Origin of the sequence: Microbacterium sp. SS28 (genome assembly GCF_022761035.1) — a bacterium.
Taxonomy (GTDB): Bacteria; Actinomycetota; Actinomycetes; order Actinomycetales; family Microbacteriaceae; genus Microbacterium.
In genome coordinates this window covers 158,282-181,584 of the sequence record NZ_JAKWJP010000002.1, presented here as the reverse complement: position 1 = coordinate 181,584, position 23,303 = coordinate 158,282, and the positions used below count along the sequence as shown (strand labels likewise).

The following is a 23,303-nucleotide window of genomic DNA, read 5'->3' as shown; positions in this document are numbered from 1 at the left end:
CTACAGCCCCTGCCAGTCCGGCTTGTTGTCGTAGGCGTATCGGTAGTAGTCGAGGTGCTCCAGCCGCGACGCCGCGGCCTCGTCGACGACGACGGTCGCGTGCGGATGCAGCTGGATCGCTGAACCGGGAAGAGACGACGTGATGGGGCCCTCCACAGCGCCGGCGACGGCGTCGGCCTTCCCCTCGCCGAATGCGAGCAGCACCAGGTGCCGAGCACGCAGGATCGTGCCGAGCCCCTGCGTGATGCAGTGCATCGGAACGTCGTCGATCGAATCGAAGAAGCGGGCGTTGTCGCTCCGGGTCTGGGCCGTCAGCGTCTTGACGCGGGTCTGAGAAGCGAAGGAGGAGCCGGGCTCGTTGAATCCGATGTGCCCGCCGGTGCCGATGCCGAGGATCTGCAGCTCGACGCCGCCCGCGGCGCGGATCGCGGCTTCGTAGTCGTCGCCTGCGTGCTCTATCCCGGCGGGATCGCCGTTCGGGGTGTGGATCAGCTCCGGGTTGAGTCCGAGCGGGTCCACCACCTCGCGCGTGATCACATTGCGGTAGGTCTCGGGATGCCGCGGGTCGAGGCCGACGTATTCGTCCAGCGCGAATCCGCGCACTCTCGAGACGTCCACCCCTTCCAGTCGCGAGGGCAGCGCCTCGTAGACGGGGGTGGGTGTCGAACCCGTCGCGAGTCCGAGCACGACGTCCGGCTGACGTCGGATGAGCCCCGCGATCTCGTCGGCGATCAGCGCGCCGGCCGCCGCCTTGGAATCCACGACCACGACTTCCGCCATCGAGCACCTCGACTCTGCGGCATCGGCGCCGCGATCGCGCCCCACGATAGGGGTTCCTCGCTTCGCGCACCAGAGTGTGCGCAGAGCGACGGATGAGCGTGCGTCTCGCACGGCGGCGCGGGAGCGGCGAGTGCTCACGGGGGAAACGAAAAACCCCCGCTGAGCGGGGGTTTTTCGATTGGCTGGGGTACCTGGACTCGAACCAAGAACAAAGGTACCAGAAACCTCCGTGTTGCCAATTACACCATACCCCAAGGCGTTCGACCGAGGTCGTGCCGAAGATCAAGTTTAGACGATGACCCGCCCTCTGCCAAACCGAGACGTCACGCCGGGCGCGTCTCGACCAGTCTCGCGAGTCGTCGAACCGTCGCCGCCTTGCCGAGCAGTTCCATCGATTCGAACAGCGGCGGCGAGATGCGGCGGCCGCTCAGCGCGACGCGCAGCGGTCCGTAGGCGACGCGCGGCTTGAGTCCCAGGCCCTCGATGAGAGCGCCCGCGAGAGCCTCCTGGACGGCCGCCGTGGTGAACTCCGACTCGGGAAGGAGCTCGAGGGCACCCACCGACGCCACGAGCACCTCGTCGGCGTTGGCGGGCAGCGAGGCGAGGGCATCGTCGGCGTAATCGACCTCGTCGACGAAGAGGAAGCCGAGCAGTCCCGGCACGTCGCCGAGGATCTGGACGCGCTCCTGAACGAGCGGGGCGGCGGCGTCGATGATCGCCTGCTGCTCCGCCGTCGGCGGCACCGCGACGAGACCGGCCGAAGCGAGGTACGGCACGATGCGCGCGGCGAAGTCGGCGGGCTGCAGCATCCGGATGTGGTCGCCGTTGATCGACTCGGCCTTCTTCTGATCGAAGCGCGCCGGGTTCGGGTTGACGTCGACGATGTCGAAGGCCGCCGTGAACTCGTCGAGCGAGAAGACGTCGCGGTCGGGACCGATCGACCAGCCGAGCAGCGCGAGGTAGTTCAGCAGGCCCTCGTGGATGAACCCGCGCTCGCGGTGCAGGAACAGGTCGGCCTGCGGGTCGCGCTTCGAGAGCTTCTTGGTGCCCGTTTCGCCCAGCACGAGCGGCATGTGGCCGAAGCGCGGGACGAAGGGCGTCACGCCCGCGTCGATGAGCGCCGCGTAGAGCGCGAGCTGGCGCGCCGTCGAGGGCATGAGGTCTTCGCCGCGGATTACGTGCGTGATCCCCATGAGCGCGTCGTCGACGGGATTCGTGAACGTGTACAGCGGCTGGCCGCCGGCGCGCACGACGACGAAGTCCGGGAACGACCCCGCGGGGAAGGTCACTTCGCCGCGGATGAGGTCGACGTAGGTGACGTCCTCGTCGGGGACGCGGATGCGCCACGCGGGTTCGCGCCCCTCGGCGCGGAAGGCGGCCTTCTGCTCGTCGGTCAGGTGGCGGTCGAAGTTGTCGTACCCGAGCTGCTTCGCGCGACCGGCCGCCTCGTTGCGCGCGTCGATCTCTTCCGCCGTCGAGTACGACTCGTACACCGCGCCCGAGGCGATGAGCTTCTCGAGCACGCCGGCGTAGATGTCGAGGCGCTGCGACTGGCGGTACGGCGCGTGCGGCCCGCCCTTCTCCACGCCCTCGTCCCAGTCGATCTCGAGCCACGTGAGCGCGTCGACGAGCTGGCGGTAGCTCTCTTCGCTGTCGCGTGCGGCGTCCGTGTCTTCGACGCGGAAGATCATCTTGCCGCCTGTGTGGCGCGCGTAGGCCCAGTTGTAGAGGGCCGTGCGGATCATGCCGACATGCGGCAGGCCGGTCGGCGACGGGCAGAACCGCACGCGCACGTCGGCGCCGGTCGCGGTCGTGGTGCGGGGATCGGGTGCAGAAGACATCCGCACGAGTCTACCGGCGGGATGCCGCGCCCTCCGTGGGCGCGAGCACCCGCGTGAGGGCGGCGAGCGTCGCCCGCACGGGCGGCACGCGCTCGGCTCGATGCGCCGTCACGACATGGAGCGTCCTGCGCTCCCCCGCCGGCAGCGGCCGCGTCACGACTCCGGGGAGCTGCGGGAACGACTCGACGGCCATGCGCGGGAGCGTCGCGACGCCGATCCCCTGAGCGACGAGACCCTCGACCGCGACGAAGTTGTCGGTCTCGAACGCGATGCGCGGCTCGAATCCGGCACGCCCGCACAGCTCGAGCAGATGACCGCGGCACCGCGGGCAGCCGGCGATCCAGTTCTCGTCCGCGAGCTGCCCGACATCGAGCACGTCGCTCTCGGCGGCCGCGTGCCCCCGCGGCAGGACGGCGAGCAGATCGTCCGAGCCGATCTCCCGAACCGAGAGTCCGTGCGCGCTCGAGCCGTGCGGATCCTCGCGGTCGCCCGGATAGCTGAACGTCAGCGCGATGTCGGCGCGGTCCTCGCGCACCGCGAGCACCGCCTCGGGCGGCTCGCCCTCGACGTAGGTGACGGCGATGCCGGGATGCCTCTGCGCGAGGTCGGCGAGCAGCCGCGGCAGGACGGTCGGAGACGCCGAAGGGAAGCCGACGAGCCGCACCCGTCCTGCCCGCAGCCCCCGCAGCTCGGCGAGCTCGCCCGCCGCGGCATCCAGCGCCGTCGTGACGGAGGGCGCGTGACGCGCGAGCACGCGGCCCGCCTCGGTGAGCCGGACCCCGCGACCGACGCGCTCGACGAGCGCGAGTCCGAGCCGCGTCTCGAGCCGCTTGAGCTGCTGGCTCACGGCGGGCTGGCTGTAGCCGAGCGCCTCGGCGGCCGCCGTGATCGAGCCGCCGTCGGCGATCGCCTTGACGACCCGGAGGGACTGCACGTCGAGTTCCGGTTCATCGAGCTCGTCTGCCGCCATCCCTGAAAGCATAAGCCGTGAGCATGTATCGCATGCAATACCTGCCGTAGACGAATGGATGTCACGGGCCTCACGCTGGATCCATGCCCACCGCGACCCTCCCCGCGCGCCTGTTCTCCGCCCACGACGCGTTCGACGGCGGCCGGGGCTACCTCGCGGCCTGCGCGGCGGGCCTCCCGCCTCGCGCGACGCGCGACGCCGTCATCGCCGATGTCGAGGCGGCGGCTCGCGGCCGTGTCGACGTCGCCGCGTACAGTGCGTCGGTCGAACGCTCGCGGGCTCTGTTCGCGCAGCTCGTGGGCGTGGGCGCCGACCGCGTCGCAATCGCCTCGCAGGTCTCGGCGTGCGCGGCACTCATCGCGACGGCCGTGCCCGACGACGGCGAGGTGCTCGTGCCCGAGGGTGACTTCTCATCGATTGTCATGCCGTTCGTACAGGCGGGGCGAGGCATCCAGGTGCGCACGGCACCCCTGCACGCGCTCGCCGACGCGATCACGCCGAAGACGGCGCTCGTCGCCTTCTCCCTCGTGCAATCCGCGACGGGCGAGGTGGCGGACGCCGACGCCATCGCCGCGGCCGCACGCAGGCACGGCGCTCGTACGTTCTGCGACGCGACGCAGGCTGTCGGCTGGCTGCCCGTCGCGGCATCCGGATTCGACGCCCTCGTCTGCCACGCCTACAAGTGGCTGTGCGCTCCGCGCGGAGTCGCGTTCCTCGCCGTGGGAACCGACCTGCAGTCGCAGATCGCGCCGCGGAGTGCCGCCTGGTACGCCGGAGAGGATCCGTGGCTCTCGTGCTACGGCGGCGATTTCACTCTCGCGCAGGATGCGCGACGCTTCGACGTGTCGCCCGCGTGGCAGGCCTTCGTCGGCGCCGAGCCCGCGCTCGAGCTCTTCGCGTCGCTCGACCTCGCGGAGGTGTTCGCCCACACGACGCAGCTCGCCGCCGACTTCCGCGCGCGGATGGGGCTGCCGGCGCCGCTGCGTCCGAGCGCGATCGTCACGTGGGACGACCCCGAAGGGTGCGATCTCGCCCGGTTGAGCCTCGCGGGGCTGACGGCGTCGGGGCGGTCGGGTCGCGCACGGGTCGCCTTCCACGTCTTCAACGACGCCGAAGACGTCGACCTCGCAGCGCGGGCACTCGCCCGCTGACGACGGATCAGTCGCGCGCGGGCGCTAGGGACCTGCGATGAATCGCGGGCTCTCGTCCTTCGGGAAGGGCGCGGCCGAGGTCGATCGGCGTAACGGATGCCCCATCGTGAGTTGACGTCAGATTCTCGCGAGCCTATCGGTGAGATCGCCGCGCGGTTGACGCCGGTACGTCAGCCGCGGGAGGGCGCCGTGGCGCGCGCGAGCGGCGAGAGCGCCGCGACCGCGATCACGGCGATGCCGACGACGAGCGCGAGCCCGCCGTAGCCGATGCCGCCCAGGACGACGCCCGCGCGGATCGCCCCGCCGGCGCCGACGATGCTCATCGTGAAGTCGCTGATGCCCTGCCGCTTCGTGCGCATCTGCTCGGACGAAGCCTCGGTGAGGAGGGCGGAGCCTGCGACGGTCGAGGCGCTCCAGCCCAGGCCGAGCAGCATGAGCCCAACCGTGACGGCGGCCGTCGAGTCCTGCCCGAATGAGGCAGTGAGGAGTGCCGCGACGAGGAGGCCTTGGCCCAGGAGGATCGTCTGCACGCGGCCGATCCGATCGGAGAGGATGCCGAAGACCGGCGAGAGCGCGTACATCCCGAGCACGTGGAGGCTGATCGTGACGCCGATGATCGTGAGGTCGGCCCCGTGGTGCAGCAGGTGGACAGGGGTCATCGCCATGACCGACACCATGACGCCGTGCGCGGCGGCGACCGCGAAGATCGCATAGCGCGCGATCCTCGGCCGGTCGGGCTTGACGATCGCCGCGGCGGCCTGTGTGCCCTGGCCCGCCGCGACCACCCGCTGGGCCGTCAGCAGAGGGTCTGGCCGGAGTGTGAAGAGATACAGCAGGATGCCGAGCGACTGTCCCACGATGGTGAAGAGGTACGGACCCGTGAGAGGCGGCATCCCGACGGCGTCGCCGAGCATTTCGCCGGGTCCGGTCAGGTTGGGTCCGAGGACGGCGCCGATCGTCGTCGCCCACACGACGATCGAGAGATCCCGGCCGCGCGAGGTGTCGGTCGCGAGATCGACCGCGGCGAAGCGGGACTGCAGGTTCGCGGCCTGGCCGCCGCCGATCAGGAGGAACGCCGCGAGCAGCAGCGGGAACGAGTCGGAGCCGACCGCCGTGACGACGCCCGCGACGCCGACGAGCGCGATCGCCATGCCCGCCGCGAGCGAGAGGCGTCGGCCCGCCCGCCGCGCGAAGGCGGCGAGCGGCACGGCGAGCACGGCTGTGCCCAGTGTCACGGAGGCCGCAGCGAGTCCCGAGAAAGCCTCATCGCCTGACAGTTCGGCGGCGAGCACGGCACCCAGCGAGAGCGTCGCGCCGAACGCGAGCCCGCCGAGGACCTGCCCGATCGAAAGCACCCATACCGTGCGGCGCTGGACGGTTCTGACGTCGTCGGGGGTCAGGGAAGCGGCATCCGTCCGGTTCGTGATCATCGGGCCCCTACGCGGCGCGCGCGGGATTGCGCAGGATGCCGAGACCCGGGATCTCGACCTCGATGACGTCGCCGTCGACGAACGGGCCGACGCCCGCGGGGGTGCCCGTCAGGATGACGTCGCCCGGCAGCAGCGTGAAGGCGGCTGACGCGTAGGCGATGATGTCGGCGACCGAGTGGATCATGTCGCTGATGGGCCCGTTCTGCTTGACCTCGCCGTTGAGCCGCGTCGTGATCGTCGCGCCGTCGAACGAGAACTCCGTCTCGATGATCGGACCGAGCGGGCAGAAGGTGTCGAAGCCCTTGGCCCGGGCCCATTGGCCGTCGGTCTTCTGCAGGTCGCGGGCCGTGACGTCGTTCGCGATCGTGTAGCCGAACACGTAGTCGAGCGCCGACTCGGCGGGGACGTTCTTGGCGATGCGCCCGATGACGGCGGCGAGCTCGCCCTCGAAGCTCGTGAACGACGACTGCACGGGACGCACGATGGAGTCGCCCGGCCCGATGACCGACGTGTTCGGCTTGAAGAAGAGCATCGGCTCGGCGGGCACCTCGTTGCCGAGCTCGGCGGCGTGCTCGCGGTAGTTGCGCCCGACGCACACGACCTTGGAGCGCGGAATGACGGGTGCCAGCAGCGATGCGTCCGCGAGGGGAACGCGCTCCCCCGTCGTCTCGAATCCGGCGAACATCGGGTCGCCCGCGAGGACGACGAAGTCGCCCTCGTCGAGGATCCCGAAGCGGATGGCGTCCTGGTGGCTGAACCGCGCGATCTTCACCTGTTCACCCTCCCACGCGTCGCGGGACTTCACCAATGTCATCCGACGGGCGGCCGGCGATGACAGAAGTGAAGTCTGGCGAGCGGCAGCGGGACGGGCGGGAGAAGCAGAAGGGGGACGGATGCCGCGGCATCCGTCCCCCTCTGCTCAGTCGTCGAGTGCGCTCAGCCGTCGAGGCGCACGAGCCAGCCGTGCTTGTCTTCGCGGCGGCCGTACTGGATGTCGGTGAGCTCCTCGCGCAGCTCGAGCGCGAGCGTGCCCGTGGGCTGCTCGTCGAAGAAGTCCTTGCCCTTGAGCACGCCGATCGGCGTCACGACGGCGGCCGTGCCGCACGCGAACACCTCGACGATGTCTCCGGATGCCACGCCCCGACGCCATTCGTCCAGCGAGATGCTGCGGCCCTCGACCTTGTGGCCGCGGTCGATCGCGAGCTGCAGGATCGAGTCACGCGTGATGCCCTCGAGGATCGAGTCCGACTGCGGCGTGACGAGCGTGCCGTCCTTGAAGACGAACACGACGTTCATGCCGCCGAGCTCTTCCACGTTGCGGTCCTGGTCGAGGAAGACGACCTGGTCGCATTCGTTCTCGTAGGCCTCAGCCTGCGGCAGCAGGCTCGACGCGTAGTTGCCGCCCGTCTTCGCAGCCCCCGTGCCGCCCTTGCCTGCGCGCGCGTAGTCCTCGCTGAGCCAGATCGAGACGGGCCTGGCGCCGCCCTTGAAGTAGGCGCCGGCGGGCGACGCGATCAGGTAGTACGCGACCTTGTTCGCGGGGCGCACGCCGAGGAAGGCCTCCTTGGCGAACATGAACGGCCGCAGGTACAGGCTCTGGTCCTCGCCCGAGGGCACCCACGCGCCGTCGAGCGCGATCAGCTCGCGCAGCGACTGCAGGAAGTACGAGACGGGCAGCTCCGGCAGTGCCAGGCGACGTGCCGAGCGCTGCAGGCGTCGGCCGTTCTGGTCGGGCCGGAACGTGTGGACCGAGCCGTCGGCGTGACGGTAGGCCTTGATGCCCTCGAAGATCTCCTGGCCGTAGTGCAGGACGGCGGCCGCAGGGTCGAGAGTGATGGGGCCGTACGGCTGCACGCGGGGGCGGTGCCACCCGCCGCCGATCGACCAGCAGATGTCGACCATGTGGTCGGTGAAGTTCGTGCCGAAGCCCGGATCCGCGAGGATCGCCTCGCGCTGGGCGGGGCTCTTGGCGGCGAGGTTCTTGGTGACCGCGAACTGGAGCGGAGCGAGTCCGGTGTCGGGGTCGGAGTCGATGAGGGTCATGTCGTGTCCTGACTGGGGGTCTGCTGCGGCGACGGCGGCGCGGCTTCCAGGTTACGCCTGGAGCCGCGCGGCGATGGCGTCGCCGATCTGCGCGGTGGTGCGGGCGGAGGCGCCGCGTTCTGCGATGTCGTCCTCGACCGCGCGGGTGACGCGGTGCGCTTCGTGCCGCAGCCCGAGGTGGTCGAGCAGCAGAGCGATGGACAGGATCGCGGCCGTGGGATCGGCCTTCTGCTGTCCCGCGATGTCGGGCGCCGAACCGTGGACGGGCTCGAACATCGAGGGGAACGCGCCGTCGGGGTTGATGTTGCCCGAAGCGGCGAGGCCGATGCCACCGGTGACGGCGCCGGCCAAGTCGGTCAGGATGTCGCCGAAGAGGTTGTCGGTGACGATCACGTCGAAGCGGCCGGGGTTCGTGACCAGGTAGATCGTTGCCGCGTCGACGTGGATGTAGTCTACGGCGACCTCGGGATGCTCCAGCGCCACCTCGTCGACGACGCGCTTCCAGATGCCGCCGGCGTGGACGAGGACGTTCGTCTTGTGCACGAGCGTCACGCGCTTCGAGCGACGCTCCGCGAGGTCGAACGCGTAGCGCACGACGCGCTCCACGCCGAAGGCCGTGTTGACGGAGGTTTCGTTGGCCACTTCGTGCGGGGTTCCGCGCCGGATCGAGCCGCCGTTGCCGACGTACGGGCCCTCGGTGCCCTCGCGCACGACGACGAAGTCGATGTCTCCCGGCTCGGCGAGCGGGCCCGGGGCGCCCGGGTAGAGCTTCGACGGGCGAAGGTTGACGTAGTGGTCGAGTTCGAAGCGCAGCTTCAGCAGCAGACCGCGCTCGATGTTGGCGTCCTTCAGCCGCGGGTCGCCGGGCACTCCCCCGACGGCGCCGAGCAGGATCGCGTCGTGCCCCTTGATCGACTCGAGGTCGGCGTCGGTGAGCGTGTCGCCCGTTTCGAGAAACCGCGAGGCCCCGAGCGAGAAGGCGGTCTTGTCGAACCGGATGTCGCTGCCCGCGGTCGCGGCATCCAGCACCTTCTCCGCCTCGGCGATGACCTCGGGACCGATGCCGTCACCGGGGATGACGGCAAGCTTCACGACGCGCGACATTGCTCTCCTTGCTGGGGGAACACTCCGGCGTCAATGGTCCACGGACGCGGAGCGGGACCTTCCCAGGGTAGCGGCCGCGATGATCGCGGCGATCGCGACGAGCGCGGCGCCGATGAGCGCCGTCACGGTGACGCCCGCGTCGAAGGCGTGGGCGGCGGCATCCCGGACCGACTCGCCCAGCGCGCCCCCGATCGAGTCGGCGGTGTGCATCGCCCCTGCGAGGGTCTCGCGGGCCGCCTCCGCGGCGTCGGCAGGCAGTCCGCCGGGCAGGACGAGCCCGCCGCGGTAGAGCGCCGTCAGCAGCCCGCCGAGCACGGCGGTGCCGAGGACTGCCCCGAGCTCGTACGCCGTCTCGGAGACGGCGCTCGCGGCTCCCGCCTTCTCGGGCGGGGCGCTGGAGAGGATGAGCTCGTTCGACACGGTCTCGGCCATGCCGATGCCGATGCCGAGAGCGACGAAGGCCGCGATGATGGCGGGCATGCTGCCCGACCCCGCCGTCGCCGCGACCACGAGGTATCCGCCGAGCGAGAGCGACAGCGCGGCGGGCACGACGATGCGCGGCGAGAACCGCTTGGAGATCGGCACGACGAGCAGCCCTGCGGCGATCATCGCGGCGAGCCCGGGGACCAGCACGAGGCCCGCCTCGAGCGGGCTCAGGCCCACGATGAGCTGCAGGTGCTGCGCGACGAAGAACAAGAAGCCCACGAGCGCGACGACGCTCAGGAGGTTGACGAGCAGCGCACCTGTGAAGGTCGGGCGGCGGAAGAGGCGCATGTCGAGCATCGGCGTCTCGGCGCGCAGCTGGCGGCGCACGAAGAGGGTGCCGAATGCGAGCCCCACCGCGACCAGGACGGCGACGGTCGCGCTCAGCCCGTGGACGGCGACCTCCTTGATCGCGTAGACGATCGGCACCATCGTTCCGAGCGACAGCGCGATGCTCACGGGGTCGATGCGGCCCGGGTTCGGATCGCGGCTCTCTGGCACGAGGATCGGCGCGAGCACGAGCAGCGGCACGAGGACCGGGACGGCCATGAGGAAGACCGAGCCCCACGAGAAGTGCTCGAGCAGCAGGCCGCCCACGATGGGACCGAGGGCGGAGCCCGCCGAGAACATCGACGCCCAGATCGCAATGGCGAGGCGGCGCTGGTCGCGGTCGGTGAAGATGCTGCGCAGGAGCGACAGCGTCGAGGGCATCAGCATGGCCCCGAAGACGCCCATCGCGGCGCGCGCGGCGATGAGGAGCGTCGCGGTGGGCGCGAACGCCGCGAGTGCCGAGACCGCCGCGAATCCGGTCGCGCCGATGAGCAGCATCCGTCGACGTCCGAATCGGTCGCCGAGCGTGCCCATCGTCACGAGCAGGCTCGCGAGGACGAGCGGGTACGCGTCGATGATCCAGAGCTGCTGAGTGCCCGTGGGCTCGAGGTCGAGCGCGATCTGCGGCAGCGCGAAGCTCAGCACCGTGTTGTCGACCGAGACGAGCAGCACAGGGAGCATGAGCACGACGAGCGCGGCCCAGCCGCGCCAACCGACCTTCGTGGCCTGGGCGTCGGCGATGCGGAGTTCTTGGGTGAGTGTCATCATTAGTAAACCGTCCAGCCGGTATAGTAACACGGAGCACCTCCGCTCTGCGAGGACGGACGGCCGATACGATCGACGCATGAGCCGTCCACCCCGCGCCCGCGAATCGGTGCTGGACGCGTTCGAGGCGACACTCATCTCGAGCGGCGGCCGCGCCGCGACCATGGATGCCACGGCCCGCGCGGCAGGCGTGTCGAAGGGTGGGCTGCTGTACCATTTCGCGTCGAAGGACGCCCTCGAAGCCGGCCTCCTCGAGCGGCTCGCGGCCCTCGTCGACGAGGACCTCGAGCGCATCGCAGCGGCCCCCGAGGGCGCGATCGGCTACTTCCTCCGGACGTCCGTCATGGACGACGATCCCCTCGATCGCGTCATCATCGCCGTCTCGCGCCTCGCGCAGGGCGGCAGCTCAGCGGCGGTCGCAGCGCTGCGGGACATGCGGCACCGCTGGCAGGACGCTTTGCGTCCGCATACGAGGGATGCCGCGGCCCTCGACCTCGTGATGCTCGTGAGCGACGGCCTCTACTTCAACAACGCGCTCGAAGGCGGCGTGCTCACCGACGCGGTCCCCGAGGGACCCGCGCTCGACCGTCTCGTCGCGCTCGTGGAGTCCGCCGCCCGCTGATTCTCGCTGGTTGAGCCTGTGAGCAGGCTCGCGCGAATCGCCGGAGCGGTCGCGCGTCGGCGACAGGCCGCAAGATCGGGCCACCCTGGACCCGGCTCAGCAGAAGCGCCGGGGTCCCGCGACCGCGATGCTGCGAGACTCCGGCGACGTCACGCTCAGCCTTCGGAGATCTCGATCTGCCGGAACATGTCGGCCCCGACCGCAGTGCGCATCTCGTCGAGGATCTCGTCGGAGACGGGCGAGTCGACCGTCAGGACCGAGAGGGCGCGTCCGCTCGCATCGGGGTGCGCGACCTGCAGACCCGCGATGTTGATGTTGGCGTCGCCGAGCTCCTTGCCGTAGATCGCGACGATGCCGGGGCGATCCTGGTAGCGCATGACGACGTGGTACCGCTCGAACGGCACCTCGATCTCGTAGTCGTTGATGCCGACGACCTTGGGCACCATCCGGGTGCCGGCGAGCGTGCCCGCGACCGTGAGGACCGTGCCGTCGGACAGCGTGCCGCGCAGGATCGTGATGTTGCGGTAGAGCGGGCTCTCGGCCTCGACGATGAGTCGCGTCTCGATGCCGCGCTGCTCGGCGAACAGCGGGGCGTTCACGTACGAGACGTTCTCGCTCACGATGTTCGTGAAGATGCCCTTGAGTGCCGCGAGGCGGTAGACGCTGACGTCGTAGGCCGCGAGCTCGCCGCGCACCTCGATGTCGAGGCTCGTGAGCGCCGAGTGCGACAGGCCGGTGAAGAACTGGCCGAGCTTCTCGACCAGGGCGATGCCGGGGCGCACGAACGGGTCGATGATGCCGCCCGCGACGTTGACGGCGTCGGGCACGAGGTCGCCCTCGAGGGCGAGCTTGACGGAGCGCGCGACCGAGACGCCCGCCTTCTCCTGCGCCTCGTCGGTGCTCGCGCCGAGGTGCGGCGTCACGATGACGTTGGGCAGCGAGACGAGGCGCGCCGCCGACGAGTCGGGCTTGGGCGGCTCGCTCGTGAAGACGTCGAGGCCGGCGCCCGCGATCTCGCCCGTCGTGAGCGCCGTGTACAGCGCCTCCTCGTCGACGAGGCCGCCGCGTGCGACGTTGACGACGTAGGCCGACGACTTCATGATCGCGAACTGCTCGGTCGAGATCATGCCGGTCGTCTCGGGCGTCTTGGGCATGTGCACCGTGACGAAGTCGCTCTGCGCGAGCACCTCGTCGAACGACAGCAGCTCGACCTGCAGCTGCTGGGCGCGCGTGGGCGTCACGTAGGGGTCGTAGCCCACGACGCGGACGCCGAAGGCGCGCAGTCGCTCGGCGACGAGTGCGCCGATGCGGCCGAGGCCGAAGATGCCGACCGTCTTCTCGAAGAGCTCGGTACCCGTGAAGGAACTGCGCTTCCACAGGCCATCGGCGAGCGATGCGTGCGCTGCCGGGATGTGCCGCGCGAGGCTCAGGATGTGACCCACCGTGAGCTCGGCGGCCGAGATGACGTTGGAGGTGGGCGCGTTGACGACCATGACGCCCGCGGCGGTCGACGCCTTGATGTCGACGTTGTCGAGTCCGACGCCGGCGCGCGCGACGACCTTCAGGGCCGGCGCGGCGGCGAGGGCCTCGGAGTCGATCTGCGTCGCCGAGCGGATCAGCACGGCGTGCGCGTCGGCGAGGGCCGACAGCAGGGCGGGACGATCGGTTCCGTCGACGTTGCGGACGTCGAAGTCGGGCCCGAGGGCGTCGATCGTGGCGGGTGAGAGTTCTTCGGCGATCAGGACGACAGGCTTGGACACGGCGAAAGACCTTCGGAGCGGTGCACGACGGCAGAGGCGGTGGGATGCCGCGCCGCACATGTCGGGGCGGGCTGTGTCAGCCTACCGTGACCCTCGCACGCGCCCCGACCGTATGACGGTTCGGACTGATTGTCGTGCGCGCGGGTAACGCGTTCACCTGACCCGTCTCGGTCAGCTCCCGTAGAGAGCGCTCGACGAGGCCGCGTAGGCGAAGATGTTGAGCCAGAACGCCGCGATGAGGGCGAGGCCCGTGAGCAGGACGATCGCGAACTGACCCGCCCGCCGGCGCCAGCCGATCGCGAAGGCGGCGCCGAACACGACGAGCGGGAAGACGACCGGGAGCACCAGGACGAACCAGCCGTAGCCGCTGAGTCCCTCGACTCCGGTCGCCTGCTGGATGAGGAAGCCGAGCGCCGTCCAGACGACGTACGCGTAGAGGAGCGCGAACACTCCCGCGATCGTGACGATGAGCCACACCGGAAGGGCGGGCCTGCGGACGGATGCGTCGGCGGCGGTCACAGCGCGGCTCCTGCCAGGACGAAGGGCCAGGGGATCAGCAGCACGGCGCCGGCGATCAGGAGCACGAAGCGCACCCACGCCCGGCCGCCGCGTGTGAACCACAGCACGGTGACGAACCACAGCGGAAGGGCGAGGACCGCGAGCCACAGAGTCACCTGGAAGGCGGCGGGCTCGAGGAACAGCTGGGCGACGAGCTGGAGCCGTGCGGCTCCGAGCAGCCATCCGATCGAGAGCAGCAGGTACACGCCCGCGAGGATGCCGATCCCCACGAGTGCCGCGTTCCCCATCGCCTGCCGCTCGGTCGTGGACTCTGCTGCCGCGGGCTGCGTCTCGGGCTCCGACGCGGGGCCCACGTCCTCGCTGCCCTTGCCGACCGCCGTGTAGCCCTCGGGCAGCGCCGACGTCGTCGCGGGGGCCGCGGCATCCGTCCCCGCGGTCTCGTCGGCGGCGACCGAGGCCGTCGCGCCGATGTCGAGTGTCGGGTCGTCGTCGCCGTCCCAGCTCAGGGCGTCGTCGTCTCGTCCTGGTGTCACGCACCCAGCGTAGCCGCGCGCCCGACGCGACAACGCCCGACGCGACAAGGGATGACGCGGGTGCGGCGTGCGGCTAGCCTCGGCTTGCACGGCGCCGCCGCTGGCGCCGCGACACGGGGGTGATCGCATGTGCCGTTGGCTGGCGTACATCGGCGAGCCGCTGCAGCCGTCGACGCTGATCCTCGAGACGAAGCACTCGCTCGTCGCGCAGTCGCTCAACTCGCCGCTCGGCTTCGAGACGGTGAACGGCGACGGGTTCGGCGTCGGCTGGTACGGGAAGGATGCCGCGCCCGGCGCACCGCCTGCGATGTTCCACAGCATTGAGCCCGCGTGGCACGACGAGAACCTGCGGGAGCTCACGCAGGCGATCGAGAGCCCCCTGTTCCTCGCGCACGTGCGCGCGGCGGCGGGTCCGCCGATCCAGCAGACGAACTGCCACCCCTTCCGCCACGGCCGCTGGCTCTTCATGCACAACGGCGGGCTCGCTCACTTCTCCCGCGTGCGCCGCGACCTCATGCTCGCGATCGACCCCGAGCTGTTCCCGCTCGTGCGCGGCACCACCGACTCCGAGGTGCTGTTCCACCTCGCGATCACCTACGGGCTCGAGGAGGACCCCGTCGCGGGTCTCGGCCGCGCGATCCGCGAGGTCGAGGCGGTCGCGGCGCGGCACGGCGTCGCGGATGCCGTGCAGGGCACCTTCGCCGTGAGCGAGGGGGGCACCCTGTGGGCCTTCCGCTACTCGACGGCGCACCGCTCGCGCACGCTCTTCCACTCCGTCGACATGACGACCCTCAAGGAGATGTACCCCGGGATGCGGCGGCTCTCCCGCTTCGGCGACCGAGCGCGCGTCGTCGTGTCGGAGCCGCTCACCGACCTCCCGGGCGCCTTCGTCGAGGTGCCCGAGTCCACCGTGACGGTCTTCGATGCGGAGGACGTCCGGACAGAGGCCTTCCTCACCGCATCGTGACGGCATCCGTCTCGACGGCCTTTGCACGCTGCAGCACGAGGGGCACCGCGAACGCGTCGTCACCCTCCGTATAGCGCTGCTGCAGGCCGCGGTCGAGCACGTTCCACGGCTTCTCGTTCGAGTGGATGTCGTCGCTGCCGTTCTCGGGGACGAACTGCGTGTAGTCGTAGGGATGGCTCGCGCTCGCCCCGAGCGGCACCGAGAACGTGTCGACGGCGAGCATGCCGGCGGCGAGATCGAGCTGCAGAAGGCGCTGGAAACCCGTCGCGCGCTCCCCCGTCTGGGTGCGGAACTCCTGGTAGTCGGCGAGCGCCTCGACGACGGTGTGCCCCGCGATCCCGCCTGCATCCTCCGTGACGATCGCGCCGAGGCCGTGGAAGTGCCCTGAGAGCACGAGGACGACGTTGCGGTGGGGCGCGATGACGCGGTTCCACAGCAGATCGGCGTGCGAGAGCCAGCGCGACGAGTTCGACCGCGCCGCCGCCGCCTCCACGGTCTTGGGCGTCACGTGCTCGTGCGTGGCGACGACGATGTTGGCGTCGGGATGCTGCGCCACGACCTGCTCGGCCCACGCGACTTCGCGCTCGCCGTAGGCGTACGGCAGCGACAGCACGACGAACCTCGCACCGCCGGCTTCGAAGCGCGACCAGTTCGCGCTGTTGTCGGCGGCCGCGATGGAGCCGCCGTACCAGCCTGTGCCCGCCTAGCGCTCCGGTCCGAAGTACTCGTTGAAGAGGTCGTCGGTGAGGCCGCGCTTGTTGTCGTGGTTGCCGGGCAGCACGCTGTTGGCGGCACCCGCGTCATCGAGCGCGGACTGGAGCTCCGACGCGATCGCGAACTCGCGCCGGGCGCGATCCTCGCGCTGGTCGGGATCGACCCAGCTCTGGATGAGATCCCCCGTGTGGATCGAGAATCCGATCTTGCGCGCCTGGGCGTTGCGCAGGATCCAGGCGATCTCGCCCGCGTACACCTCGGGATACGCCTCCGAGTAGTACTGCGTGTCGGTGATGTGCGTGATCGCGACGTCGTAATCGGCAGGCGCGGCGATGCCCGGCGCCTCGGCCACGCGTGCATCGGCGCGCGGCACGACCTGCACGAGCACCTCGGCGGATGCGTCGACGACCTCTGCCGCGCGCACACGGCCGGTAAGGACGACGGATGCCGCGGCCTCGGCCGTCGCCGCCGTGGCGGCGCCGGTCTTCTCGTCGAGGCGGCGCCAGGCGCCGGCATCCGGATCCCACGCCGACAGGCGCACGGCGCTGCGGCCGACCGTGCGACCCGACCACGTGAAGTCGCCTCCGGCCGCGGGGATCGCGATCCGCAGCCGGAGGTACGGCAGTCCGTAGCCGTCGTCGCGGGCGAGCGACGCCGCGGGCGCGGAACGGCGCTCGTCCGGTGCCGTTCGGGCCACGAGAGGAGCGGCCGATGCGCCCGCGAACGCCTCGAGGATCTGCGCGGGCGGGCCGGTCAGCGCTCGAGTGCTCGCGAGTCGTGCCGCCCGCGAGGGCGTCGCGAGCGCTGACGTCGCGGCAGTGCCCGCCTGGGCGAGCAGCCGAGCCGGCTCCACGGGCGGGCGCTCGTCGATCGCGCCGGGGGTCGCCGCCGCCTCGACGAAGTCGCTTGCGTCGTCGCCCGTGAATCCCGCGCGCTGGTATGTCTCGCCGCGCAGCCGGTCGACCGAGAACGTCGCGAGGGCGAGCCCCTTCGTGCACGGGCTCGCGCGTTCGACGCTCTCGTCCATCTCGTTGCGGTGATAGACGCCGACGCTGTCGACGCGGCGGCCCTCGGCATCCTCGAGCCACATTCCCGCGCCTGCGAGCTCGAACGGCGTGTCGAAGACGGCATCGGCGGATGCCGCGGTCCGGGTCCCGGCGAGCGCGGCGAGCCACGTCCGTCCCGCCGGCAGCCTCGTGCCGTCCGGAATCGTCGCGAGCGTCTCTGCGGAGCGGTACCCGTCCGCGCCGCACGCGATCAGCCGCCAGCCGGAGACATCGGCGGCGGCCACGCCGTAGTTGCCGAGCTCGACGTAGGCGTGCTGCGTGTACCCGCTCCGCGCGAGGCGGGGGTCGGTCGCGAGCTCGCTGATCGCGACGCCGCGCGCCGCGGGGTAGGCGAATCCGTCGACGGGGAGCCGGTCGTCGCGTGCCGCATTGGTGGCGCCGGGCGTGCGGGGCGCCACCACCCAGGAGTCCGCGGAGGTGCGCTGCCAGCTCTCGCCCGTGCGGTGGTCGAGGATCGCCGGGAGCCGCTCGGCATCGATCTGGCACGCCGTGTCGTGCTGAGACGAGACCGTCACGCCGTCGACGCGCCGTCCGTCGGGCGTCGTCAGGAGCACGCCCGAGACGACATCGGCGAGCGAAGTGCGGGTCCGCGCGTCCGCGCGACCCGTGAACTCGGGACCTCCGATCACGACGCGCTCCCCCGGCCCGATCGTGCGGCCGGCTTCGAACGTGTGCTGGAGGGTGTCGGCCGATGCGACGCCTTCCGCCGTGCAGCGGTAGAGCCGCCAGCCGCTGACATCGACGTCGTCCGTGCCGGTGTTGCGCAGCTCGACGAGGTCGTCGCCGTGACCTCCTGGACCTGCGGCGGCGATCTCGTCGATGCGGATCCCGGACTCGGCGAGGGTGTCGGGTTCCTGCGCATTCGCGCCCCCGGGGGTGGCTCGCGCGCGCACCCACTCCCCCTCGCCCGTGCGCTGCCAGCTCTCGTCGAGCACCTCGGCGAGGGCGACGGGGAGCGGCTCGTCGCCGCATTCACTGAGGGCGGGCGCGTCGTCCGAGGCGTAGACGGCGACGCTGTCCGCCACGGCGCCGTCGGGGGCGAGCAGCACGAGACCGAAGCCGCGGGGCGACATCGCCTGCGTGAAGACGGCGTTCGGTCGTGCGGAGAGCCGGGCGCTCATGTGCGCCACGAGGAATGTCTCACCGGGCGCGAGCACGACAGAGTCGAGCAGTGCGTCCGAGGCCGTGGGCTTGGCGCGCAGGCCCTCGTCGCTGCAGCGGAAGACGCTCCACCCCGACAGATCGACGGTGCGCGGCGACTCGTTGCGGAGCTCGAAGAACCCCTGCGACGGCCCGCCCGGACCGCTCGCGGCGATCTCGGCGATGGCGACGTCGCCGGGCAGTGCCGCGTCGGCGCGTTCCGCGGTGTGGGCCGGAGGGACTCCCGCGATGAGAAGAGCGAGGACGAGCGAGGTGGCCGCGAGGGGCCGGAGCATCCGCACGCGTCCACCGTGGTGGCGCGCGGTGAACCGATGTCGCCCCGGGCGCGAGCGCCGGGTGAACGGCGGACGATGGTTTCGCGTTCACCCGGGCCGCGGCATCCCGAATCCGATCGGCGTGCGCCGCTCACTCGCCGACGCGCTCCGTGCAGACGAGGTGGTAGCCGCCGTCGGGGTGCTCGACGACGGTGTGCCGCCGGCAGCTCGACGAGGGCAGCTCGCCGTTGCGCACCCTGCGCTCGAGGTCTTCCGCGACGCGGTCGGCGGGACGACCCGCATACTCGTCGATCATGCGCTGATCGACGGGCCCGCTCTGCGGTGCGACGACGGGCACGGGTGCGACGCTCTCTGCCGCCGTCTGGCAGGCCGCGAGCCCGAGGGCCGCACCGGCGATCGCGACGAGCACGAGTGTGCGGGTCATGAAGCGGGCTTCGACTGTGTTTCGCATCTCTGCGTCTCCTTGCCTTCGCCGGCCGACGGGTGCGGCCGGTCTGTGGATATCGACGTTCCGCCCCCGCCATATCCGCAGGCCCCGTCGCCGATATCCAGCCGATATCCGCGTCGGACGAGCATGTTGACCCGGATCGCCTGCAGGTCGACACTTCCCTCATGGTCGTCAAAGTGCTCGGCCCGCTCGAAACCGGCACCGAACCGCTCAGCCCGCGCGAACGGACGGTGCTCTCGGCGCTGATCGTGCGGGCGGGCGCCACGATCGCACCGTCCGAGCTCGCCGAAGCCTGGTGGGGCCAGACGCCGCCCCGGACGTGGGAGCAGCAGGTCCGCAACTCGATCGCACGAATCCGTGCACGACTCGGTCGCAGCAGCATCGAGACGCTCGGCTGGGAATACCGGCTGAACCTCGACCCCGACGCGATCGACGCCGTCCGCTTCGAGCGTCTCGTCTCGGCGGCGCGCGGGCACGTGCTGCGCGGCGAGCACGACCGTGCCGTGGACGCGTACGGACGGGCGCTCGCGCTGTGGCGCGGCGCGCCGCTGCAGGACGTCACGCGCTGGGAGCCGGGCGTCGTCGAGGCGATGCGCCTCGGCGAGATCCGCGCGAGCGCCGAAGAGGAGCTTCTGGATGCGCGGCTGGGTGCGGGCGAGCATCGCTCCGTCATCGCGGATGCCGAGCGGCTGCTGCGCGAACAGCCGCTGCGCGAGGACCGCTGGGCGATCGTGGCCCTCGCGAACTATCGAGCCAACCGCCAGGCCGAGGCGCTTGCCGTCCTCCGCCGCGCGCGCGAGCGGCTCGCGGACGAGCTGGGCATCGAGCCCGGCCCGCGCCTCGCGTCCCTCGAACTCGCGATGCTGCGGCGGGATCCCTCGCTCGACGCACCGCTCGCAGCGGCCCCCACGATCGGCGTGTGCCCGTACCCGGGGCTGCGTCCGTTCGGCCCCGACGACTCGGACGTGTTCTTCGGGCGCGACGACGACATCGAGGCACTGCTCGAACGCGTCACTCCGGGCGGCATCGTCACGATCGCGGGGGCCTCGGGGACGGGAAAGTCGTCGCTCCTGCTTGCGGGGCTGATCCCTCGACTCCGCGCCCGCGGGAGCGTCGTCGAGATCGTGCGCCCCAGTGTCGGGGGCGCCGCGGCGCTCCGGCATTCCGCGGGGCTCGCGCAGCTCATCGCGGTCGACCAGGCCGAAGAGATCCTCTCCGCCGACGACGAAGCCGCCGTCGATTTCGCCCGCACGGCGCGATCCTTCCTCGACGAGGGAAACGCCCTGATCCTCACCGTCCGCTCCGACGCACTCGACCGCCTCCGGGCGCTTCCCGACATCGGCGAGGAGATCGGCCGTGGCGTCTACCTCGTCGGCGGATTGACGGATGCCGCCTACCGCAGCGCCATCGAGGCGCCCGCGCGGCAGGCGGGCCTCGTGCTCGAGCCGGGGCTCGTCGAGGTGGCCGTGCGTGATGCCGGCGATCGCTCCTCGACACTCCCGCACCTCTCCCACGCGCTGCAGGAGACGTGGGCCCGGCGCGAGGGCGCGACGCTCACCGTCGACGGCTATCAGCGCTCGGGCGGGATCCCCGGCGCCATCGCCCAGTCCGCCGAGGAGGCCTTCCGCCGGCTCACGTCGGACGAGCAGTCCACGTGCCGCACGCTCCTGCTGAGGCTCATCGACCGAGGAGCCGACGGAGTGTCGAGCCGCCGCCGGGTGGCCGCAGAGCCGCTGCTCTCGGATGCGGCCCGCCGACGCGTGCTCGAGGCGCTGACGCGCGCTCGGCTCGTGACCCTCGACGGGGACGCCGTCGTCGTCGCCCACGAAGCCGTCGCGACGGCCTGGCCGCGGTTGGACGGGTGGCTCGAGGAGGACGCCGAAGGTGCGCGGACGCTGCGGTCGATCGAGTCCGGAGCGGCTGTGTGGGCCGCCGGGGATCGAGACGACGACGACCTGCTCCGCGGGGCGCGCCTGCACAGCGCCCTCACGTGGCAGGAGGCGACGGCCCCCGATCTGACGCCGGTCGAGCGCGACTTCCTCGAGGCATCCGATGAACGGGAGCAGGGTGAGCTGCGCGACCTCCAGGAGCGCGCCGGGCGGGACAGGCGCCGCAATCGCATCCTCCGGACCGCGCTCGCAGGGGCCGGCGTCCTGCTGGTCGCGGCGATCGTGGCGGGGAGCTTCGCGGCCGTCCGCGGGCAGGAGGCGGCAGCGGCGGCCGAGAACGCGCGCATCGAGGCGGTCGTGGCAACGTCCCTCGCCCTGCGGACCTCGGATCGCGAGGTCGCGGCGCTCCTCGCGGCCGAGGCGTATCGTCGTTGGCCGGAGGACGGACGCGTGCGCTCCGCGCTGTGGGGGACCATGACGTCGGCCGGCGCCATCGCCGCGACCAACCGAATCGACGCCGAGCGCGCGACGGTCGTCGCCATCCCCGGAGCCGGCGAAGCGCTCGCGATCGTCGATCGCGCAGACGGCCCCGTCGCCCAGATCGTCGATGCCGAGTCGGGCGAGACTCTGCGAACGCTCGACGTGGTGCTGCCGCCCGCGGGGACGCGCTTCGAGCGGGACGTCATCGTGAGCGACGATGGGTCGCTCGCGGTCGCGCAGGTATCGCAGAACGTCGTGGCAGGCGACGTGAACACCTGCTGCTGGAATTGGATCACCTTCATCGACCTCGCGACGGGTGAAGCGCTGCCGGGCTCTCAGCTCCTTCGGATGCGGACGAGCACCCGCATGGTGCTCGACGGCGAATCCGCGGATCTCTTCATCGAGCACCCGATCACCGGCGACCTCATCAACATCGACGGCCGGACGGGTGAGGTGCGCGCCTCGAGCCCCGGCGCGTTCGACGACTTCACCGGTGAGCAGGGGCTGTACAGCGCGATCGCCTCGATCGACGCCCACCGCATCGCCACAGGGACCGGCGATCGCATCGACGTCTACGACAGGGACTCGCTCGCGCGCATCAAGAGCATTCCGCTCGCCAGCGAGCTGGCGAACTGGGCCATGATCTCCGACGGTGACGGCGGGCTCATCATCAGCGGCGCCGACGCGACGGCGCGCCTGGACGCCGACACGGGAGCCGTCGTGTGGCAGCGGCCGACGACGCCGAGTGAGGTCTGCAACGAACTCGTCCTCCTTCCCGACCGCGACGCGTTCGCCTGCTCCACGCTCGGCGCGGTGACCGAGCACGATGTCACGGACGGTGCAGCCATCGGCCCGGTCATTCGCACACAGCTCGACGACGTGGTGCAGTCGACGGTCCTCGATGACAGCACGCTCCTTCTCAACGCCGCTCTTTCGTCGATGTGGTTCGTGCTGCGTCTCGACGGCTCGGGGCCCGGCTCGCGATTGGCCGCGGACGGCAGGCGACTCGTCGACCTCGCCGACGACGTGACCGGGTTCACCCCGACGATGACCGCGGGTGGCGGGCGCATGCAGCTGTGGGACTTCGACTGCGACTGCGCTGTGGGCGCCGAGGCCGACTGGGTGGGAACGCTGGGCTCGGGGGTCATCGAGCGAGGCAGCGAGGAGACCGGTTCCGTGCTCGTGGACCTCGCCTCGGGGAAGACGCACACCTACGTCATCCCCGATCTGCCGGACAGTTTCTGGGTATTCCGGAACGGTGGCCAGCACACGTTCGTCGCCTTCGACAGCCAGGTGGTCAGGATCGATCCGCACACCGGAGCGCAGACGGGTCCTCGACTCATCCTCTCGGAGCCCCAGGCGGCGTTCGGCATGCTCTCCGTATCGGAGACGCCGGCAGAGGATCGCGCTGTCGTGACGTGGTGGGATGCCGCCGCCGAGCGCACCGTGACCAGCACTTTCGACCTCGCCACCGGCGAACGGGTCGCGCCGGAGATCTACGGCCTCGACGGCTCGCTCGTGCTCTCGGACGAAGAGCTGATCACGGTGTCGGACGAGACGGTGCAGCGCGTCGACCTCGCGACGCACGACCTGATCGCCAGCCTTCCGCGAGCCGCAGGCGGCAGCCGCGCGCTCTCGGTCACGCCCGACGGCCAGACCCTCCTGAACGTCGGCTGGAACCACCGGCTCACGCTGTACGACCTCACCCGCGACGTCGTGCTCGGCGACCCGGTCGACGCCGACAGCGGCGACGACGCGCTCGGCGGGGTGCTGTCCGCCGACGGCAAGCACCTCTACTCGAACGCGCGCGACGGGATCCTCGTCTGGCCGCTCGATCCCGCCGAGCAGGCTGCTGCGGCCTGTCACCTCGCGGGCCGCGAGCTCACGGCCTCCGAGTGGGCGACCTATCTGAAAGACCTCGGCGCGCAGCACGCCACGTGCGCCGACGCGCTCGGCTGAACGGGCGACGCC

Annotated in this window: 18 protein-coding genes and 1 tRNA gene; 4 read left to right on the top strand and 15 right to left on the bottom strand. The window is 71.1% G+C overall.

Annotation, left to right across the window (positions count from 1 at the left end; all coding sequences use genetic code 11):
• The 4 genes from MJ607_RS06150 to MJ607_RS06135 all read right to left on the bottom strand — a co-directional run bounded on the left by MJ607_RS06150 (position 1) and on the right by MJ607_RS06135 (position 3,591).
• Entirely contained in the window at positions 1 to 780 is a 780-nt protein-coding gene (locus tag MJ607_RS06150; protein ID WP_243074694.1) for a glucosamine-6-phosphate deaminase, read from the bottom strand.
• A gap of 179 nt (positions 781 to 959) precedes the next feature.
• Positions 960 to 1,034 (bottom strand) — tRNA-Gln (locus tag MJ607_RS06145).
• Between the two features lie 69 nt (positions 1,035 to 1,103).
• Positions 1,104 to 2,621: a glutamate--tRNA ligase gene (gltX, locus tag MJ607_RS06140; protein ID WP_243074693.1), complete on the bottom strand. Its 1,518-nt coding sequence runs from the start codon at positions 2,619 to 2,621 to the stop codon at positions 1,104 to 1,106.
• A 10-nt stretch (positions 2,622 to 2,631) separates the two neighbouring features.
• Positions 2,632 to 3,591, bottom strand: a complete 960-nt coding sequence (locus tag MJ607_RS06135) for a LysR family transcriptional regulator (RefSeq protein WP_243074692.1) — start codon at positions 3,589 to 3,591, stop codon at positions 2,632 to 2,634.
• Between the two features lie 83 nt (positions 3,592 to 3,674).
• Here MJ607_RS06135 and MJ607_RS06130 point away from each other — a divergent pair, with 83 nt between their 5' ends.
• Positions 3,675 to 4,742 carry an aminotransferase class V-fold PLP-dependent enzyme gene (locus MJ607_RS06130; RefSeq protein ID WP_243074691.1) on the top strand — a complete coding sequence of 356 codons (1,068 nt, stop codon included), beginning with the start codon at positions 3,675 to 3,677 and terminating at the stop codon, positions 4,740 to 4,742.
• A gap of 170 nt (positions 4,743 to 4,912) precedes the next feature.
• Here the strand turns inward: MJ607_RS06130 and MJ607_RS06125 are convergent, their stop codons facing one another.
• From MJ607_RS06125 to MJ607_RS06105, 5 genes are all read right to left on the bottom strand, one after another.
• Positions 4,913 to 6,172: an MFS transporter gene (locus MJ607_RS06125; RefSeq protein ID WP_243074690.1), complete on the bottom strand. Its 1,260-nt coding sequence runs from the start codon at positions 6,170 to 6,172 to the stop codon at positions 4,913 to 4,915.
• 7 nt (positions 6,173 to 6,179) lie between these two features.
• Positions 6,180 to 6,944 (bottom strand): fumarylacetoacetate hydrolase family protein, encoded by a 765-nt coding sequence (locus MJ607_RS06120; protein WP_243075268.1) that lies wholly within the window; start codon positions 6,942 to 6,944, stop codon positions 6,180 to 6,182.
• Positions 6,945 to 7,108: 164 nt separating this feature from the next.
• Positions 7,109 to 8,215: a branched-chain amino acid aminotransferase gene (locus MJ607_RS06115; protein ID WP_243074689.1), complete on the bottom strand. Its 1,107-nt coding sequence runs from the start codon at positions 8,213 to 8,215 to the stop codon at positions 7,109 to 7,111.
• A gap of 51 nt (positions 8,216 to 8,266) precedes the next feature.
• The gene (locus MJ607_RS06110; protein WP_243074688.1) at positions 8,267 to 9,319 is read right to left on the bottom strand and encodes a 3-isopropylmalate dehydrogenase; all 1,053 of its coding nucleotides are present in this window, start codon (positions 9,317 to 9,319) and stop codon (positions 8,267 to 8,269) included.
• A 30-nt stretch (positions 9,320 to 9,349) separates the two neighbouring features.
• Positions 9,350 to 10,897, bottom strand: a complete 1,548-nt coding sequence (locus tag MJ607_RS06105) for an MFS transporter (protein ID WP_374238044.1) — start codon at positions 10,895 to 10,897, stop codon at positions 9,350 to 9,352.
• Between the two features lie 79 nt (positions 10,898 to 10,976).
• On the opposite strand from MJ607_RS06105, the gene MJ607_RS06100 reads away from it, so the two are divergent.
• Positions 10,977 to 11,519: a TetR/AcrR family transcriptional regulator gene (locus MJ607_RS06100; RefSeq protein WP_279234422.1), complete on the top strand. Its 543-nt coding sequence runs from the start codon at positions 10,977 to 10,979 to the stop codon at positions 11,517 to 11,519.
• A 155-nt stretch (positions 11,520 to 11,674) separates the two neighbouring features.
• On the opposite strand, the gene serA is transcribed toward MJ607_RS06100, so the two are convergent.
• The 3 genes from serA to MJ607_RS06085 form a co-directional block, all read right to left on the bottom strand.
• Positions 11,675 to 13,279, bottom strand: coding sequence for a phosphoglycerate dehydrogenase (gene serA, locus MJ607_RS06095; protein WP_243074686.1), 1,605 nt, complete (start codon positions 13,277 to 13,279; stop codon positions 11,675 to 11,677).
• Positions 13,280 to 13,450: 171 nt separating this feature from the next.
• Positions 13,451 to 13,798 (bottom strand): bacitracin resistance protein, encoded by a 348-nt coding sequence (locus tag MJ607_RS06090; protein ID WP_243074685.1) that lies wholly within the window; start codon positions 13,796 to 13,798, stop codon positions 13,451 to 13,453.
• On the bottom strand, positions 13,795 to 14,331 hold the full coding sequence (locus MJ607_RS06085) for a DNA polymerase III subunit gamma/tau (protein ID WP_243074684.1): 537 nt from the start codon (positions 14,329 to 14,331) through the stop codon (positions 13,795 to 13,797). Before MJ607_RS06085 ends, MJ607_RS06090 begins: the two co-directional genes overlap by 4 nt.
• A 127-nt stretch (positions 14,332 to 14,458) precedes the next feature.
• Between MJ607_RS06085 and MJ607_RS06080 the strand changes: the two genes are divergently transcribed.
• Complete coding sequence (locus MJ607_RS06080; protein ID WP_243074683.1) at positions 14,459 to 15,298, top strand: class II glutamine amidotransferase; 840 nt, start codon at positions 14,459 to 14,461, stop codon at positions 15,296 to 15,298.
• On the opposite strand, the gene MJ607_RS06075 is transcribed toward MJ607_RS06080, so the two are convergent.
• The 3 genes from MJ607_RS06075 to MJ607_RS06065 all read right to left on the bottom strand — a co-directional run bounded on the left by MJ607_RS06075 (position 15,285) and on the right by MJ607_RS06065 (position 18,966).
• Entirely contained in the window at positions 15,285 to 15,911 is a 627-nt protein-coding gene (locus MJ607_RS06075) for a hypothetical protein (protein WP_243074682.1), read from the bottom strand. The two genes, MJ607_RS06080 and MJ607_RS06075, sit on opposite strands and share 14 nt — an antisense overlap.
• Positions 15,912 to 16,001: 90 nt before the next feature.
• A complete protein-coding gene (locus MJ607_RS06070; protein WP_243074681.1) occupies positions 16,002 to 18,515 on the bottom strand; it encodes a lamin tail domain-containing protein in 2,514 nt (837 codons plus the stop codon).
• A 130-nt stretch (positions 18,516 to 18,645) separates the two neighbouring features.
• Complete coding sequence (locus tag MJ607_RS06065; RefSeq protein WP_243074680.1) at positions 18,646 to 18,966, bottom strand: hypothetical protein; 321 nt, start codon at positions 18,964 to 18,966, stop codon at positions 18,646 to 18,648.
• Positions 18,967 to 19,127: 161 nt separating this feature from the next.
• Between MJ607_RS06065 and MJ607_RS06060 the strand changes: the two genes are divergently transcribed.
• Entirely contained in the window at positions 19,128 to 23,291 is a 4,164-nt protein-coding gene (locus tag MJ607_RS06060) for a BTAD domain-containing putative transcriptional regulator (protein ID WP_243074679.1), read from the top strand.
• Positions 23,292 to 23,303 lie beyond the last annotated feature (12 nt).

Bases quoted from the DNA above. Each gene is read 5' to 3' on its own strand.
- MJ607_RS06150 (WP_243074694.1), bottom strand. From the start codon at position 780: ATGGCGGAAGTCGTGGTCGTGGATTCCAAGGCGGCGGCCGGCGCGCTG.
- gltX (WP_243074693.1), bottom strand. From the start codon at position 2,621: ATGTCTTCTGCACCCGATCCCCGCACCACGACCGCGACCGGCGCCGAC.
- MJ607_RS06135 (WP_243074692.1), bottom strand. From the start codon at position 3,591: ATGGCGGCAGACGAGCTCGATGAACCGGAACTCGACGTGCAGTCCCTC.
- MJ607_RS06130 (WP_243074691.1), top strand. From the start codon at position 3,675: ATGCCCACCGCGACCCTCCCCGCGCGCCTGTTCTCCGCCCACGACGCG.
- MJ607_RS06125 (WP_243074690.1), bottom strand. From the start codon at position 6,172: ATGATCACGAACCGGACGGATGCCGCTTCCCTGACCCCCGACGACGTC.
- MJ607_RS06115 (WP_243074689.1), bottom strand. From the start codon at position 8,215: ATGACCCTCATCGACTCCGACCCCGACACCGGACTCGCTCCGCTCCAG.
- MJ607_RS06110 (WP_243074688.1), bottom strand. From the start codon at position 9,319: ATGTCGCGCGTCGTGAAGCTTGCCGTCATCCCCGGTGACGGCATCGGT.
- MJ607_RS06105 (WP_374238044.1), bottom strand. From the start codon at position 10,897: ATGACACTCACCCAAGAACTCCGCATCGCCGACGCCCAGGCCACGAAG.
- MJ607_RS06100 (WP_279234422.1), top strand. From the start codon at position 10,977: ATGAGCCGTCCACCCCGCGCCCGCGAATCGGTGCTGGACGCGTTCGAG.
- MJ607_RS06080 (WP_243074683.1), top strand. From the start codon at position 14,459: ATGTGCCGTTGGCTGGCGTACATCGGCGAGCCGCTGCAGCCGTCGACG.
- MJ607_RS06070 (WP_243074681.1), bottom strand. From the start codon at position 18,515: ATGCTCCGGCCCCTCGCGGCCACCTCGCTCGTCCTCGCTCTTCTCATC.
- MJ607_RS06065 (WP_243074680.1), bottom strand. From the start codon at position 18,966: ATGCGAAACACAGTCGAAGCCCGCTTCATGACCCGCACACTCGTGCTC.
- MJ607_RS06060 (WP_243074679.1), top strand. From the start codon at position 19,128: ATGGTCGTCAAAGTGCTCGGCCCGCTCGAAACCGGCACCGAACCGCTC.